We start from the raw sequence: 13,175 nt of genomic DNA, 5'->3' as shown, positions 1-13,175 counted from the left end.
GCGGACCCGGCGGGCCCGCCGCCCGAGGGGCCTCAGGCCTCGAGCTTGTAGCCCAGGCCGCGGACCGTCAGCAGGTAGCGCGGGTTGGCCGGGTCGGGCTCGATCTTGGCGCGCAGCCGCTTGACGTGGACGTCGAGGGTCTTGGTGTCGCCCACGTAGTCCGAGCCCCAGACCCGGTCGATCAGCTGCATGCGGGTGAGCACCCGGCCGGCGTTGCGCATCAGGAGCTCGAGCAGGTCGAACTCCTTGAGCGGCAGCGCCACCGGCTCGCCGTCCACGGCCACGACGTGCCGCTCGACGTCCATCCGGACCGGGCCGGCCTCGAGCACCGGCTCGGCCGGCGCCTCACCCTCTCCGCGGCGGCGCAGCACCGCGCGGATCCGGGCCACCAGCTCGCGCGCCGAGTACGGCTTCGTGACGTAGTCGTCGGCGCCCAGCTCCAGGCCGACGACCTTGTCGATCTCGCCGTCCTTGGCCGTGAGCATGATGATCGGCACGTTGCTGCGGCTGCGCAGCTGACGGCACACCTCGGTGCCGGGCAGGCCGGGGAGCATGAGGTCGAGCAGCACGATGTCGGCGCCGCCGCGGTCGAACTCCGCCAGGGCGTCCGGCCCCGTCGCGGCGACGGCGGCCTCGAACCCCTCGCGCTTGAGCATGTAGGACAGCGCGTCGGAGAACGACTCCTCGTCCTCGACCACCAGTACCCGCGTCATTCCCGTCCTCTCGAGACGTCGGCGGCGACGACGTCGTCCGCCGGTTCCTGCTCGTCCCCTGCGGGCCCGGCCGCGGGGACGTCGTTCGCCAGGGGGATGCGGAGCGTGAACGTCGAGCCGACGCCCTCCTCGCTCCAGACGGTGACCGAGCCACCGTGGTTGTTGGCGACGTGCTTGACGATCGCCAGGCCGAGCCCGGTGCCGCCGGTGCGGCTGGCCCGCGACTGGTCGACCCGGTAGAAGCGCTCGAAGATCCGGCTGCGGTCGGCCCGCGGGATGCCGATCCCGCTGTCGGTCACCGCGATCTCGGCGAACCCGGAGCGGCCGCGGGCGGCGACGGCGATCTTCGTGTCCTCGGGGCTGTACGCGACGGCGTTGGCCAGCAGGTTGGTCACGGCGGTGGCCAGCTGCGCCTCCACGCCGCGGACGACGAGCCCGTGCTCCCCGCCGGTGGCGATGGCGATCTTCTTCGCGGCCGCGGCGGTGCGGGTGCGGTCGACGGCCTCGGCGATGACCGTGTCGACGGCGACCGGCTCGAGGTCGGGCAGCGGCTCGGCGCCCTGCAGCCGGGAGAGGTCGATCAGCTCGCGCACCAGCCGGCCCAGCCGGTCGGCCTCGTGCCCGGCCCGCTCGGCGAAGCGCCGCACCGTGTCGGGGTCGTCGGCGGCGTCCTGCAGCGCCTCGGCGAGCAGCGCCAGCGCCCCCACCGGCGTCTTGAGCTCGTGGCCGACGTTCGCGACGAAGTCGCGCCGGACCGCCTCGCCGCGGCGCACCTCGGTGACGTCGGACAGGATCAGCGCGACCGGCCCGGGCGGCGGCGCCGCGCCGCTGTCGAGGCGCACGCCGTGCACCTCCATCAGCCGCGGGCCGCTGCCGACCAGCCCGCCGGGCAGGCGGACGTCGCGGCGCCGGCTGCCGCCGGTGCGCACCTCGAGGGAGAGCTGGAGCAGCTCGGGCACCAGCAGGCGGGTGTCGCGGACGATGCCCAGGGCACGAGCGGCGGGGTTGGCGAGGACGAGGACGTCGTCGGCGTCGAGGAGGACGACCGCGGGGTCCATGAGGTCGACCAGCCGCCGGGCCAGGGCCGCCTCCGACGGCGCTCCGGCCGGCTCGGGCGTCCGGTCCTCCCGGGCCGCGCGGACGCGCGGCACCAGCACCGCCGCGGCGATCCCGGCGCCGACGGCGAGGCCGATCAGGAGCACGACCAGCGTCGTCACGCCACCGATGCTAGGTGCGCGGGAAGCCGACCCAGGAACGGTTCACGGCCGACGTCACCCGTCCCGGGGGACTGTTCACCGTCGTGTGGTCCTGCGTTCACCTCGACGCCCGCTGGGGCACCCAGGGGGCCTCCTACCCTGCAGGAGACGCGCGTCTTGGAACACCGGTCGACGCGGCCGGGAGAGGGGCAACGAACAGTGCGCCAGCAGTACCACGAGGAACTCGCCGACATCAACAACTGCCTGGTCCAGATGGCCAACACGGTGGGCTCGGCGATGAACAAGGCCACCACCGCCCTGCTGGACGCCGACGTCGCCCTGGCCGACCTGGTCATCGCCGGCGACCAGCACGTCGACGACACCCGCGAGAGCATCGAGCAGCGCTGCTTCACGCTGCTCGCCCAGCAGCAGCCGGTCGCCACCGACCTGCGCACCATCACCGCCGCGATGCGGATCGTGGCCGACCTCGAGCGCATGGGCGACCTCGCCGTCCACGTCGCCAAGCTCGCCCGCATGCGGTTCCCGGAGGCGGCGGTGCCCACCGAGGTGCGGCCGATCTTCCTCGAGGCCGGGCACGTCGCCGAGCGGCTGGTCGCGCAGACCGCCGCGGTGATCGCCAAGCTCGACGTCGAGGCGGCGACCCGCCTGGAGGCCGACGACGACCTCATGGACCAGCTGCACCGGCAGCTGTTCCGCGAGCTGCTGTCCAAGGAGTGGCCGCACGGCATCGAGGCGGCGATCGACGTCACGCTGCTCGGCCGCTACTACGAGCGGTTCGCCGACCACGCCGTCAGCGTCGCCCGCCGGGTCGTCTACCTGGTGACCGGCGAGCGGGAGATGCACGCGACCGCCAGCTGACGTCGTCGAGACGCGCTTGAGGGGCGGTTCCCGGTGGGGAGCCGCCCCTCAGGCGCATCCGGACGGACCTACTTCTTCTTGCCCTGGTTCTTGACCGCCTCGATGGACGCCGCCGCGGCCTCGGGGTCGAGGTACTCGCCGCCGGGCTTGACCGGGCGCAGGTCGTCGTCGAGGTCGTAGCGCAGCGGGATGCCGGTGGGGATGTTCAGCCCGACGACCTCGTCCTCGCCCATGCCGTCGAGGTGCTTCACCAGCGCCCGCAGGCTGTTGCCGTGCGCGGCGACCAGCACCGTCCGCCCGGCGCGCAGGTCGGGGACGATCGCGTCGTACCAGTACGGCAGCATCCGGACGACGACGTCGGCCAGGCACTCGGTGGCCGGGCGCACCTCGGGCGGCAGCACCGCGTAGCGGGCGTCGCCGTCCTGGCTGTACTCGCTGCCGGGCTCGATCGGCGGCGGCGGGGTGTCGTAGGAGCGCCGCCAGGTCATGAACTGCTCCTCGCCGTACTCGGCGAGGGTGGCGGCCTTGTCCTTGCCCTGCAGTGCGCCGTAGTGCCGCTCGTTGAGCCGCCAGGAGCGCTGCACCGGGATCCACTGCCGGTCGGCCGCGGCCAGCGCCAGCTCGGCCGTGGCGATCGCCCGCTTGAGCACCGAGGTGTGGCAGACGTCGGGCAGCAGCCCGGTCTCGACCAGCAGCTCGCCGCCGCGCGCGGCCTCGGCGCGCCCCTTGTCCGACAGCGGGACGTCGACCCACCCGGTGAACAGGTTGGCCTTGTTCCACTCGCTCTCGCCGTGGCGCAGCAGTACCAGGGTTCCGGTGGTCACGGCCTCATCCTGCCGGACGGCCCGACCGGCCCGCTCAGGCGGTGATCGCCGGCCAGACCAGCCACAGCTCGTAGGCGGCCGGCGGCGCCAGCCCCAGCAGCAGCCAGTAGCTGCGGATCCGGCGGGCGGCGCCCCAGCGGACGGCCGCGACGAAGCCGACGCTGCACACCACGGCCACCGACAGCCACAGCACGGTGGCCAGGACGTCGACGTCGAACAGCTGGGCGAAGACGAGCTGGACGGCGCAGAGCAGCATCGGGTAGACGAGCGCGGAGGCCGCCACGACGCCCATGAGCGCCCGGACGAAGCGCTGCTGCGCGGTGCTGCCGTCCATCGACCCCACGCTAACCGCGAACCTCCCCCGGCGGCACCGGTCAGGGCAGGATCTCACCCGTGAGCGCGGCGCGGCGGTGGGCGGAGGAGCTGGCGGCGTGGGCGATCGACCCGCGGATCCTGGCCGCCGCCCCGGAGTCGCCGTACGGCTTCCCGCCCGGGCTGTTCGGCAGCGGGCGCGGCTCGGCGGTCACCCTCGACGCGGTGCGCGCGGCGCTGCCGGGCAGCGTCCTCGACGTCGGCTGCGGTGGCGGCGGGGCCAGCATCCCCGCCGGCGCCGGCGAGCTGCTCGCCGTCGACGAGTCCGCCGCGATGCTGGACCGCTTCCGCGCGGCGGCGGGCGACGTGCCCGTGCGCACCTGGCTCGGTCGCTGGCCCGACGTCGCCGACGCCGTCCCCGCCGCCGACGTGGTCGTGGCCGCGAACGTCGTCTACAACGTGCCCGACCTCGTCCCGTTCCTCACCGCGCTGACCGCGCACGCCCGGCGGCGGGTGGTCGTCGAGCTGACCGACACCCACCCCTGGACGTCCCTGGCGCCGCTGTGGCGGCACTTCCACGGCCAGGAGAGACCGGACGGCCCCACGTCCGCGCTGTTCGAGGAGGTGCTGGCCGAGCTGGGGCTGCGGCCGTCGTCCGTGCGGTGGGAGCGGGCGGACCTGTGGCGCGACGCCGACCCGGCGGAGGTGCTCGCGTTCACCCGGCGCCGGCTGTGCCTGCCGGCATCGCGCGACCCCGAGGTCGCCGACGCCCTGGCCCGGCTGGCGCCACCCCGGACGCCGACGTCGACGACCTTCTGGTGGGCGCCCTGATCGACCGCGCGCCTCAGCTCCGGCTGCGCCGCCCCGGCAGCCAGGTGAGGACGACGACGGCGGCGACCAGGCTGGCGGTCGCGGTGCCGACGGCGGTCAGGTGCATCGCGGAGACGAACGCCTCGCGGGCGGGCTCCACCACGGCGCCGGCCGCCGCGGCGAGGTCGGCATCGCCACCCGCGGCGAGCCGGCGGACCACCTCGAGGGTGGCGACGACGGACTCCCCCGCCTGGTCGCGCACCCCGGCCGGCAGGGGCTCGAGGGCGTCGCCCAGGTCGTCGCGGTAGGCGGCGGTGAGCAGCGACCCGAGGATCGCGACCCCCAGCGCGCCGCCCACCTGGCGCACCGAGTTGTTCACCGCGGCGCCCGCGCCGGCCTTGTCCCGCGGCACGACCGACATGATCGACTCGGTCGCCGGCGCCATCACCGCGCCCATGCCCAGGCCCTGCACCGAGAACAGGACCACGATCAGCCAGACCGGCGAGGTGAGGTCGAGCAGCTGGATGCCGGCGAACGAGGCGCTGATCGCGAGGAACCCGGCGGCGCAGACCGCCTTCGGGCCGAAGCGCTCGGCCAGCCGGGAGCTGCGCGGCGCCATGACCGCCATGCCGACGGCCACCGGGATGAGCAGGGCACCGCTCTGCAGCGCGGTGTAGCCCCGGCCGCCCTGCAGGTAGTAGACGAGGTAGAAGGTCGCTCCCTGCAGGGCGAAGAAGTTCAGCCCGAGCGCGGCGGCGGCCGCGGAGAAGGCGGGGTTGCGGAACAGCGAGACGTCCAGCGCGGGGTGGCTCGAGCGGCGCTGCAGCCAGACGAACAGGGCCAGCAGCACGATGCCGCCGCCCAGCGGGACGAGGACGGTCGGGTCGGTCCACCCGACGCCGGAGCCGCCGCGGATGATGCCGTAGACCAGCCCGACCAGGGCCACGATGGACAGCAGGACGCCGGGCACGTCGAGGCGCCGCGGCTGCGGGTCGCGCGACTCGGGCACGAACGCCAGCACGCCGGCGATCGCGAGCAGGCAGACCGGGACGCCGATGAGGAACACCGCGCCCCACCAGAAGTGCTGCAGCACCGCCCCGCCGGCCAGCGGGCCGCCGGCGACCGCGATGCCCGCCGTCCCGGCCCAGACGCCGATCGCGCGACCGCGCTCGCGGGGCGGGAAGACGTTGGTGATGACGGCGAGCGTCGTCGGCTGGACCGCGGCGCCGCCGACGCCCATCACCGCGCGCCAGACGATCAGCTCGACCGGGCTGCCGCTGAAGGCGGCGAAGGTGGACGCCACCGCGAACACCGTCAGGCCGATGAGCAGGGTCCGGCGCCGGCCGATCCGGTCGCCGATGACGCCCCAGGAGAACAGCAGGCCGGCGAACACGAGGATGTAGGCGTCGATCGCCCACTGCAGCTCACCCTGGGTGGCGTCGAGCTCCCGCTGCAGCGTGGGCAGCGCGACGTTGAGGATCGTGTTGCCGGTGATCACGACCAGGAGGCAGACGGTCATGGTGGCGAGGACCCACCACCGCCGGGCGTAGCCCGGCCGCTCCTCCTCGGCCGGATCGGTCACCCGCGGCGCTCGCCCCCGGACCGCTGGGCGAAGGCGGCGAAGGCCTCGAGGTTGCGCAGCGACTCCCCGCGCTTGACCCGCCACTCCCACTCGCGCCGGATCGAGGTGCCGAAGCCGATCTCGAGCATGGCGTTGAAGTGGTCGTCGGCGTAGCTGAGCACCGAGCCGAGGATGCGGTCGATCTCCTCCGGCGTCACCGCGGCGTGCGGCAGCCGGCCGGTGAGGTAGATGTCGCCCACGCTGTCGATCGAGTACGCGACGCCGTACATCCGGGCGTTGTGCTGCAGCAGGAAGGTCCACAGCTGCTCGCGGTTCTCGTCGGGCTGGCGGCAGACGAACGCCTCCACCCGCAGGGCGTGCTCGCCGACGATCAGCCCGCAGACGGTCTTGAGCTTCTTCGTGCCGGGCAGGTCGACCAGCCACCGGCCGGCGGCGGGGTGCTCGTGCACCAGCTCGCTGTCGCGCAGGGTCTGCCCGATCACCTCGTCGAGCCGCGTGACGACGTCGGAGCTCATCGCGCGACCGAGGCGCCGGGGATGGCGCGGATCGGGGCCAGCGCCGGCACGCCGGCGGCCATCTCGGAGGCGGCGGCGGAGTACGCCTCGACCAGCGACTCGGCGGTGCGGTCCCACGAGAACCGGGCCGCGTGCCGGCGGGCGCCCGCGGCGAGGAACGGCCGGCGGGCCAGCGCGCTGCGGATCGCCGCGGCGTAGTCGGCGGGGTCGCGGCCCTCGACGAGCAGGCCGGAGACGCCGTCGCGGACCGCGGTCGGCAGCCCGCCCACGGCGGCGGCCACCACCGGCGTCCCGCAGGCCTGCGCCTCCAGCGCCACCAGCCCGAAGGACTCGTTGTGGCTGGGGACGACGGCGACGTCGGCGGCGCGGTAGTGGTCGGCCAGCCGGTGCGGGGCCTGCGGGGGCAGGAAGCGGACCAGCCCGCCGATGCCCAGCCGCGTGGCCAGCTCCTCCAGCTGCCGCGGCGCCTCCAGGCCGGACCCGCTGGGGGCGCCGATGACGTGCACCTCGAGCCGGTCGCGCAGCGACGGGTCGTCGGCGAGCATCCGCGCCGCGGCCTCCAGCAGCAGGTCGGGCGCCTTGAGCGGCTGGATCCGGCCGACGAACATCAGCACGACGGCGTCCTGCCGGATGCCGAGCGTGCGCCGGGCCGCCACCCGGTCGCCCGGCGAGAAGCGGTCGAGGTCGACGCCCGGCGGCACCACCAGCGTGCGGCGCGGGTCGGCGCCGTAGAAGCCGACCAGCTGGCGCGCCTCCTCCTCGGTGTTGGCGATCAGCCGGTCGGCCTCGGCGACCACCTGCTCCTCGCCGACCACCCGGACGCGGGGCTCGGGGCGGTCCCCGGCGGCCAGCGCCGCGTTCTTGACCTTGGCCAGGGTGTGCGCGGTGTGCACCAGCGGGACGCTCCACCGGTCGCGGGCCAGCCAGCCCACCTGCCCGGAGAGCCAGTAGTGCGAGTGGACGACGTCGTAGTGACCGGGCTCGTGCTGGGCCTCCTCGCGCAGGACCGCGGCGGTGAAGGCGCACAGCTGCGCCGGCAGCTCCTCCTTGCCGAGGTCCTCGAAGGGACCGGCCGGGACGTGCCGGACGGTGACGCCGGGGCTCATCTCGACGACCGGCGGCAGGTCGCTGGAGGTGGCGCGGGTGAAGACGTCGACCTCGATGCCGCGGGCGGCCAGCCGCCGGGAGACCTCGACGATGTAGACGTTCATCCCGCCGGCGTCCCCGGCCCCGGGCTGGTCGAGCGGGCTGGTGTGCACCGAGAGGGTGGCCACCCGGCGCGGGGTCCCGGACCGGCGGAAACGGCGAGCGGGCACGCGTGACCTCCCGCTCCTGCTGTTCCCGGCTGCTGGCTGCACGAGGGGTGTCAACGCACCCCTGCCGACTCTCCATCCTGCAACAGCGTCAGGATGACCACATGCCCGGACCCTCCACCTCTCAACCACGCGACCCGTCCCCGCTCCCCGGAGCGGGCCGCGTCGCCGTCGTCACCGGCGCCTCGAGCGGCATCGGCGCGGCCACCGCCGAGCGCCTGGCGGCGGAGGGGTTCGGCGTCGTCCTCGGCGCGCGGCGGCTGGACCGGCTGACCGGGCTGGCCGGGCGGATCGGCGGGCGGGCGCTCCCGCTCGACGTCACCGACCAGGCCTCGGTGGACGCCTTCTGCGCGCAGCTCGACCGGGTGGACGTGCTGGTCAACAACGCGGGCGGGGCCTTCGACGCCAACCCGGTGGCCGACGCCGACCTCGACTCGTGGGCGCGCACCTACGACGTCAACGTGCTGGGCACCGTCCGGCTGACCAAGGCGCTGCTGCCCGCGCTGCGCGCCTCCGGGGCCGGTGACCTCGTGTTCGTCGGCTCCACCGCCGGCCTGATCAGCTACGAGGGCGGCGCCTCCTACACCGCGGCCAAGCACGGGGTGCACACGCTGGTGGAGACCCTGCGGCTGGAGCTGGTCGCCGAGCCGGTGCGGGTGATCGAGATCGCACCCGGGATGGTCCGCACGGAGGAGTTCTCACGGATCCGGCTGGGCTCGCAGGAGAAGGCCGACGCCGTCTACCAGGGGGTGCGCGAGCCGCTGGTCGCCGAGGACGTCGCCGACTGCATCGCCTGGACGGTGACCCGGCCGCACCACGTGAACGTCGACCTCATGGTCGTGCGCCCCCGCGCGCAGGCCGCCCAGCACAAGGTCCACCGCGAGGACTGAGCGGAGTCCCACGGCGCGGAGAACGCGGCCGTGGGACTCCGCTACGGGTGGACGGCGGTGGGCTCGCGCTCCAGCGTCACGCCGAACCGCTCTCGGACGGCGGCCACCACCCGGTCGGCGAAGGCGAGCAGCTCGGCCGCGGTGGCGCCGTCCTCGGTGGTGAGGGCCAGGCTGTGCCGCGACGACGTCCCCACGCGGCCGTCGCGGGTGCCCCGGCCGAAGCCGGCGTGCTGCACCAGCCAGGCGGCGCTGAGCTTGACCTGCCCGTCGTGCGCCGGCCAGCTCGGGCAGCCGTCGACGGCGCGGTCGGCCGGCACGATCGGGTTGGTGAAGAACGACCCGGCGCTGCGGCTGTCGGGGTCGGCGGGGTCGAGCACCATGCCCTTGCCGCGGCGCAGCCGCAGCACCGCCTCGCGGACGTCGGCCAGCGGCGCCCGCTCCCCCAGCTCGACGCCCAGCGTGCGGGCCAGCTCCGCGTACCCGACCGGGGCCGACAGGTCGCCGGAGTGCAGCGCGAACGAGACCTCGAGGACGACGAACCGGCCGGGCTCGCGCTTGAGCCGGCTGTCGCGGTAGCCGAAGCCGCACTCGGCCGGCGCCAGGGTGCGCTCGTTCTTCTCCGCGCGGTCCCACACGCGCACGGCGGTGATCGTCTGGGCGACCTCCTGGCCGTAGGCGCCCACGTTCTGCACCGGCGTCGCACCGGTCGACCCCGGGATGCCGGAGAGCGCCTCCATGCCGGCCAGCCGCTCGGCGACGGTGCGCGCGACGAGCCCGTCCCAGTCCTCACCGGCCTGGACGACGAGCGTGTCGCCGGTGCGCTCGATCCCGCGGCTGCGCACCGCGACGACGTCGCCGGGCCACCCCTCGTCGGGCGCCACCAGGTTCGAGCCGCCGCCCAGGAGCAGCAGCGGCCGGCCGGCCTCGTCGGCGTCCCGCACGGCCTCGACCAGCTCGGCGGCGTCGGTCACCTCGACGAGCCGGTCGATCGGACCGCCCACCGCCAGGGTGGTGAGGTCGGCCAGCCGGGCGTCGCGTCGCACGTGCACGCGTCCACGCTAACCGCGAGGACGACTACCCTCCGGACACGCGAGCGAGCTCACGAGCTCGCCGGGCACACAGCAGCACCGCGAACGCGCCGACGAGCGCCAGCGAGGAGGTGGCGTGAGCAGCGGCGGTGACCACAAGCAGCGGGCGACCCTGCCACCGGTCCGCAAGAAGGCGCCCCGCCTCGCCGCCGGCCGCGCCCGCGCGCTCGGCCTGCCCACCCGCGGCACCACCAACGCCAACCGCCTGCGCCGGGTCGACCGCTGGCTGCTCGCCACGCAGGTCCCCCGGCTGCGCGACGCCGCGCGGCCGCTCGTCGTCGACCTCGGCTACGGCGCCTCCGCCGTCACCACCCTGGAGCTGGTCGAGCGGCTCGCCCCCGAGGTCAAGGGGCTGGAGGTCGTGGGCCTGGAGATCGACCCCGAGCGGGTGACCGCCGTCGCCGCCGACCGCGACCCGCCGCGGGTCGACTTCCGGCTGGGCGGGTTCGAGCTGGCGGGGCTGCAGCCGGTGCTCGTGCGCGCCTTCAACGTGCTGCGCCAGTACGACCTGGAGTCGGCGAGCCGGGCGTGGGACACCATGCGCGGCGCCCTCGCCCCGGGCGGGCTGGTCGTCGAGGGCACCTGCGACGAGTGGGGACGGCGCGCGGCGTGGGTGGCCCTGGACGACGACGGCCCGCTCACCCTCACCTTCTCCGCGCGGGTGTCGGACCTGCAGGCGCCGTCCGACCTCGCCGAGCGGCTGCCCAAGGCGCTCATCCACCACAACGTCCCCGGCCAGCCCGTGCACGACTTCCTCCGGGCCTTCGACGCCGCCTGGGCCGCCGCGGCGAGCCTGTCGGCGTTCGGCCCGCGGCAGCGCTGGGCCGGCGCGGTCGAGGCGCTCGCCGAGCAGGGCTGGCCCGTGATCGGGCCGGCCAGGCGGTGGAAGCAGGGCGAGGTGACGGTCCGCTGGTCGGCCGTGGCGCCCGCGTGAGGGCCGACGAGCGGTTCCGGCTGCGGTGCATCGAGGCGGTGGTGGAGGAGGGCGAGCGGGTCGGCGTCCTCGCCGCCGAGCTCGACGCCGACGGCCGGCTCGGCGTCGTCGTCCCGTGGGTGCCGGCGTGGACGGCGACCGACCTGGTGGCCCACCTGGGCACGGTGCACCGCTGGGCGACCGCGATCATCACCGCCGGGCACGCCGACTCCCCGCCCGCCGGGCGCAGCGCACCGGACGGCGCCCTCCTGGACTGGTACGGCGCGGGCCTGAGCGGTCTGGTGCGGGCGCTGCGCGGGACACCGCCCGACGCCCCCGCCTGGCACATGAGCCCGGCCGCGCCCAAGGTGGCCGCGGAGTGGGCCCGCCGCCAGGCGCACGAGCTGGCCGTGCACCGGATGGACCTCGAGGCCGCGGCCGGCGTCGCGCACGCGCCGCTGGACCCGGCCCTGGCCGCCGACGGCGTGGCCGAGCTGCTCGGCGTCGTCGTCCCCCGGTGGGCGCACACGGAGCCGCTGCGCGACGCCGAGGCCGTGGTGGCGGTCACCGACACCGACACCGGCCGCGAGTGGGAGGTGCGGGTGACCCGCGGCGCGGTCGAGGTCGCCGACGCGCACAACGGCGCCGCGCAGGCGCACGTGCGCGGCGGGGGCGCGCAGCTGCTGCTGCACCTGTGGGGCCGCCCGGCCGAGGTGCGGGTCGAGGGCGACGCGGCCGCCGAGGCGCTGCTGCGCGGCCGCTGATGGCACGACGCAGGGGGCGCGGCGAGGTGCTGCCGCCCGGGCCCACGCCGGTGGTCGGCGGCACCGCCGAGCTGCTCGGCGACGCCGACCGCGACGGCTCCTGGGTGCTCCTGGTGAACGGCACGCCGCAGTCGCACGTCGACCTCGACGAGCCGACCCACCTGGAGTTCGAGTACGTCCGGCGGATGGGGCACGTGCTGGACCTCGCCGCCGAGGAGGGCCGGCCGCTCGACGTCGTCCACCTGGGCGGCGGCGCGCTCACGCTGCCCCGCTACGTCGCCGCCACCCGCCCGGGCTCGCGCCAGCGGGTGGCCGAGATCGACGAGCCGCTCACCGAGCTGGTGCGGGCGCACCTGCCGCTGCCGCGGGACGCGCGGGTGCGGGTGCGGGCCGCCGACGCCCGCGAGGCGCTCGCCGCCATGCACCCGCGCAGCGCCGACGTCGTCGTCGTCGACGTCTTCGCCGGTGCGCGCACCCCGGCGCACCTGACCACGGTCGAGTTCGCCCGCGAGGTGCACCGCGTGCTGCGGCCCGGCGGCGTGCTCGCCGCCAACGTGGCCGACGGCCCGCCGCTGGCGTTCGCGCGGACGCAGGTGGCGACCCTGCGGGCGGTGTTCCGGCACGTCTGCGTCCTCGCCGAGCCGGGCACGCTGCGCGGCCGGCGGTTCGGCAACCTGGTCGTGGTCGCCTCGGACGCGCCGCTGCCGGTGCCCGCGCTCGTCCGCCGCTGCGCCGGCGACCCGATGCCCTCGCGCGTCGTCGCCGGCGACGACCTGGTCCGCTTCGCCGGGGACGCCCGGCCGGTGCCCGACGCCGAGGCGCAGCCCTCCCCCGAGCCGCCGGAGGGCGTCTTCAGCCGCTGAGCGCGGCCTCGAACGCGGCGAGCGCCTCGGGGGAGAACAGCACGAACCGCACCTCGGCCACGTGCTCGACGGCGACCGAGCGCACGGCCGCGACGGCCTGCCGCGCCGCGTCGTCCAGGGGCCAGCCGTAGATGCCGGCCGAGACGGCGGGGAACGCGACGCTGCGGGCGCCCAGCCCGTCGGCCACCCGCAGGCTCGTGGCGTAGCAGGAGCGCAGCACCGCCGAGCGGTCCTCGGTCGCCGACCAGATCGGCCCGGCGGTGTGCACGACCCAGCGCGCGGGCAGCCGCCCGGCCGTCGTCGCGACGGCGTCGCCGCGGGGCAGCCGTCCCTCGGGCAGCCGGGCCTTCAGCGCCCGGCACTCGGCGAGGATCTCCGGCCCGCCGGCCCGGTGGACGGCGCCGTCCACGCCGCCGCCACCGAGCAGCCCGGGGTTGGCCGCGTTCACGACGACGTCGACGTCGGCCTCGGTGATGTCGCCCAGGACGGCGCGCAGGTCCACGTCCGCACCGT

Annotated in this window: 15 protein-coding genes; 6 read left to right on the top strand and 9 right to left on the bottom strand. The window is 75.7% G+C overall.

Translation table 11 applies throughout. From position 1 onward, the window contains the following. Nucleotides 1-32: 32 nt before the first annotated feature. Nucleotides 33-713, bottom strand: a complete 681-nt coding sequence (locus ACI8AF_RS05145; protein ID WP_456538596.1) for a winged helix-turn-helix domain-containing protein — start codon at nucleotides 711-713, stop codon at nucleotides 33-35. After that, the gene (locus ACI8AF_RS05140) at nucleotides 710-1,930 is read right to left on the bottom strand and encodes a sensor histidine kinase (RefSeq protein WP_456538595.1); all 1,221 of its coding nucleotides are present in this window, start codon (nucleotides 1,928-1,930) and stop codon (nucleotides 710-712) included. Before ACI8AF_RS05140 ends, ACI8AF_RS05145 begins: the two co-directional genes overlap by 4 nt. A 198-nt stretch (nucleotides 1,931-2,128) precedes the next feature. Between ACI8AF_RS05140 and phoU the strand changes: the two genes are divergently transcribed. Next, nucleotides 2,129-2,788, top strand: coding sequence for a phosphate signaling complex protein PhoU (phoU, locus tag ACI8AF_RS05135; RefSeq protein ID WP_456538594.1), 660 nt, complete (start codon nucleotides 2,129-2,131; stop codon nucleotides 2,786-2,788). Nucleotides 2,789-2,856: 68 nt separating this feature from the next. On the opposite strand, the gene ACI8AF_RS05130 is transcribed toward phoU, so the two are convergent. Both ACI8AF_RS05130 and ACI8AF_RS05125 read right to left on the bottom strand, forming a co-directional pair. Further along, nucleotides 2,857-3,612, bottom strand: a complete 756-nt coding sequence (locus ACI8AF_RS05130; RefSeq protein WP_456538593.1) for a phosphoglyceromutase — start codon at nucleotides 3,610-3,612, stop codon at nucleotides 2,857-2,859. Between the two features lie 34 nt (nucleotides 3,613-3,646). Beyond that, nucleotides 3,647-3,946, bottom strand: coding sequence for a hypothetical protein (locus ACI8AF_RS05125; RefSeq protein ID WP_456538592.1), 300 nt, complete (start codon nucleotides 3,944-3,946; stop codon nucleotides 3,647-3,649). 59 nt (nucleotides 3,947-4,005) lie between these two features. On the opposite strand from ACI8AF_RS05125, the gene ACI8AF_RS05120 reads away from it, so the two are divergent. Continuing rightward, nucleotides 4,006-4,755: a class I SAM-dependent methyltransferase gene (locus ACI8AF_RS05120; protein WP_456538591.1), complete on the top strand. Its 750-nt coding sequence runs from the start codon at nucleotides 4,006-4,008 to the stop codon at nucleotides 4,753-4,755. Nucleotides 4,756-4,768: 13 nt separating this feature from the next. Here ACI8AF_RS05120 and ACI8AF_RS05115 read toward each other — a convergent pair whose 3' ends face one another. From ACI8AF_RS05115 to mshA, 3 genes are read right to left on the bottom strand one after another with little or no spacing between them, the layout of a single operon-like run. After that, nucleotides 4,769-6,316, bottom strand: a complete 1,548-nt coding sequence (locus ACI8AF_RS05115; RefSeq protein WP_456538590.1) for an MFS transporter — start codon at nucleotides 6,314-6,316, stop codon at nucleotides 4,769-4,771. Beyond that, nucleotides 6,313-6,831 (bottom strand): YbjN domain-containing protein, encoded by a 519-nt coding sequence (locus ACI8AF_RS05110; RefSeq protein WP_456538589.1) that lies wholly within the window; start codon nucleotides 6,829-6,831, stop codon nucleotides 6,313-6,315. Before ACI8AF_RS05110 ends, ACI8AF_RS05115 begins: the two co-directional genes overlap by 4 nt. Then, nucleotides 6,828-8,147, bottom strand: a complete 1,320-nt coding sequence (gene mshA, locus ACI8AF_RS05105; protein WP_456538588.1) for a D-inositol-3-phosphate glycosyltransferase — start codon at nucleotides 8,145-8,147, stop codon at nucleotides 6,828-6,830. The genes ACI8AF_RS05110 and mshA overlap by 4 nt, the downstream gene beginning before the upstream one ends. A gap of 101 nt (nucleotides 8,148-8,248) precedes the next feature. On the opposite strand from mshA, the gene ACI8AF_RS05100 reads away from it, so the two are divergent. Further along, nucleotides 8,249-9,034 (top strand): SDR family oxidoreductase, encoded by a 786-nt coding sequence (locus ACI8AF_RS05100; protein WP_456538587.1) that lies wholly within the window; start codon nucleotides 8,249-8,251, stop codon nucleotides 9,032-9,034. Nucleotides 9,035-9,075: 41 nt separating this feature from the next. On the opposite strand, the gene ACI8AF_RS05095 is transcribed toward ACI8AF_RS05100, so the two are convergent. Then, on the bottom strand, nucleotides 9,076-10,083 hold the full coding sequence (locus ACI8AF_RS05095) for a UDP-N-acetylmuramate dehydrogenase (RefSeq protein WP_456538586.1): 1,008 nt from the start codon (nucleotides 10,081-10,083) through the stop codon (nucleotides 9,076-9,078). Between the two features lie 115 nt (nucleotides 10,084-10,198). Here ACI8AF_RS05095 and ACI8AF_RS05090 point away from each other — a divergent pair, with 115 nt between their 5' ends. The 3 genes from ACI8AF_RS05090 to ACI8AF_RS05080 are packed head-to-tail and all read left to right on the top strand — an operon-like array spanning nucleotide 10,199 to nucleotide 12,662. Continuing rightward, nucleotides 10,199-11,056 carry a class I SAM-dependent methyltransferase gene (locus ACI8AF_RS05090; protein WP_456538585.1) on the top strand — a complete coding sequence of 286 codons (858 nt, stop codon included), beginning with the start codon at nucleotides 10,199-10,201 and terminating at the stop codon, nucleotides 11,054-11,056. Continuing rightward, on the top strand, nucleotides 11,053-11,799 hold the full coding sequence (locus ACI8AF_RS05085) for a maleylpyruvate isomerase N-terminal domain-containing protein (RefSeq protein ID WP_456538584.1): 747 nt from the start codon (nucleotides 11,053-11,055) through the stop codon (nucleotides 11,797-11,799). The genes ACI8AF_RS05090 and ACI8AF_RS05085 overlap by 4 nt, the downstream gene beginning before the upstream one ends. Next, entirely contained in the window at nucleotides 11,799-12,662 is an 864-nt protein-coding gene (locus tag ACI8AF_RS05080; protein WP_456538583.1) for a spermidine synthase, read from the top strand. The genes ACI8AF_RS05085 and ACI8AF_RS05080 overlap by 1 nt, the downstream gene beginning before the upstream one ends. Here the strand turns inward: ACI8AF_RS05080 and ACI8AF_RS05075 are convergent. Beyond that, the gene (locus ACI8AF_RS05075) at nucleotides 12,652-13,164 is read right to left on the bottom strand and encodes an O-acetyl-ADP-ribose deacetylase (RefSeq protein WP_456538582.1); all 513 of its coding nucleotides are present in this window, start codon (nucleotides 13,162-13,164) and stop codon (nucleotides 12,652-12,654) included. The two genes, ACI8AF_RS05080 and ACI8AF_RS05075, sit on opposite strands and share 11 nt — an antisense overlap. Nucleotides 13,165-13,175: the final 11 nt, after the last annotated feature.

Source organism: Blastococcus sp. SYSU D00669 (assembly GCF_054050715.1).
Note: the sequence above shows the minus strand (reverse complement) of the source record. Positions and strands in the feature narration are given on the sequence as shown.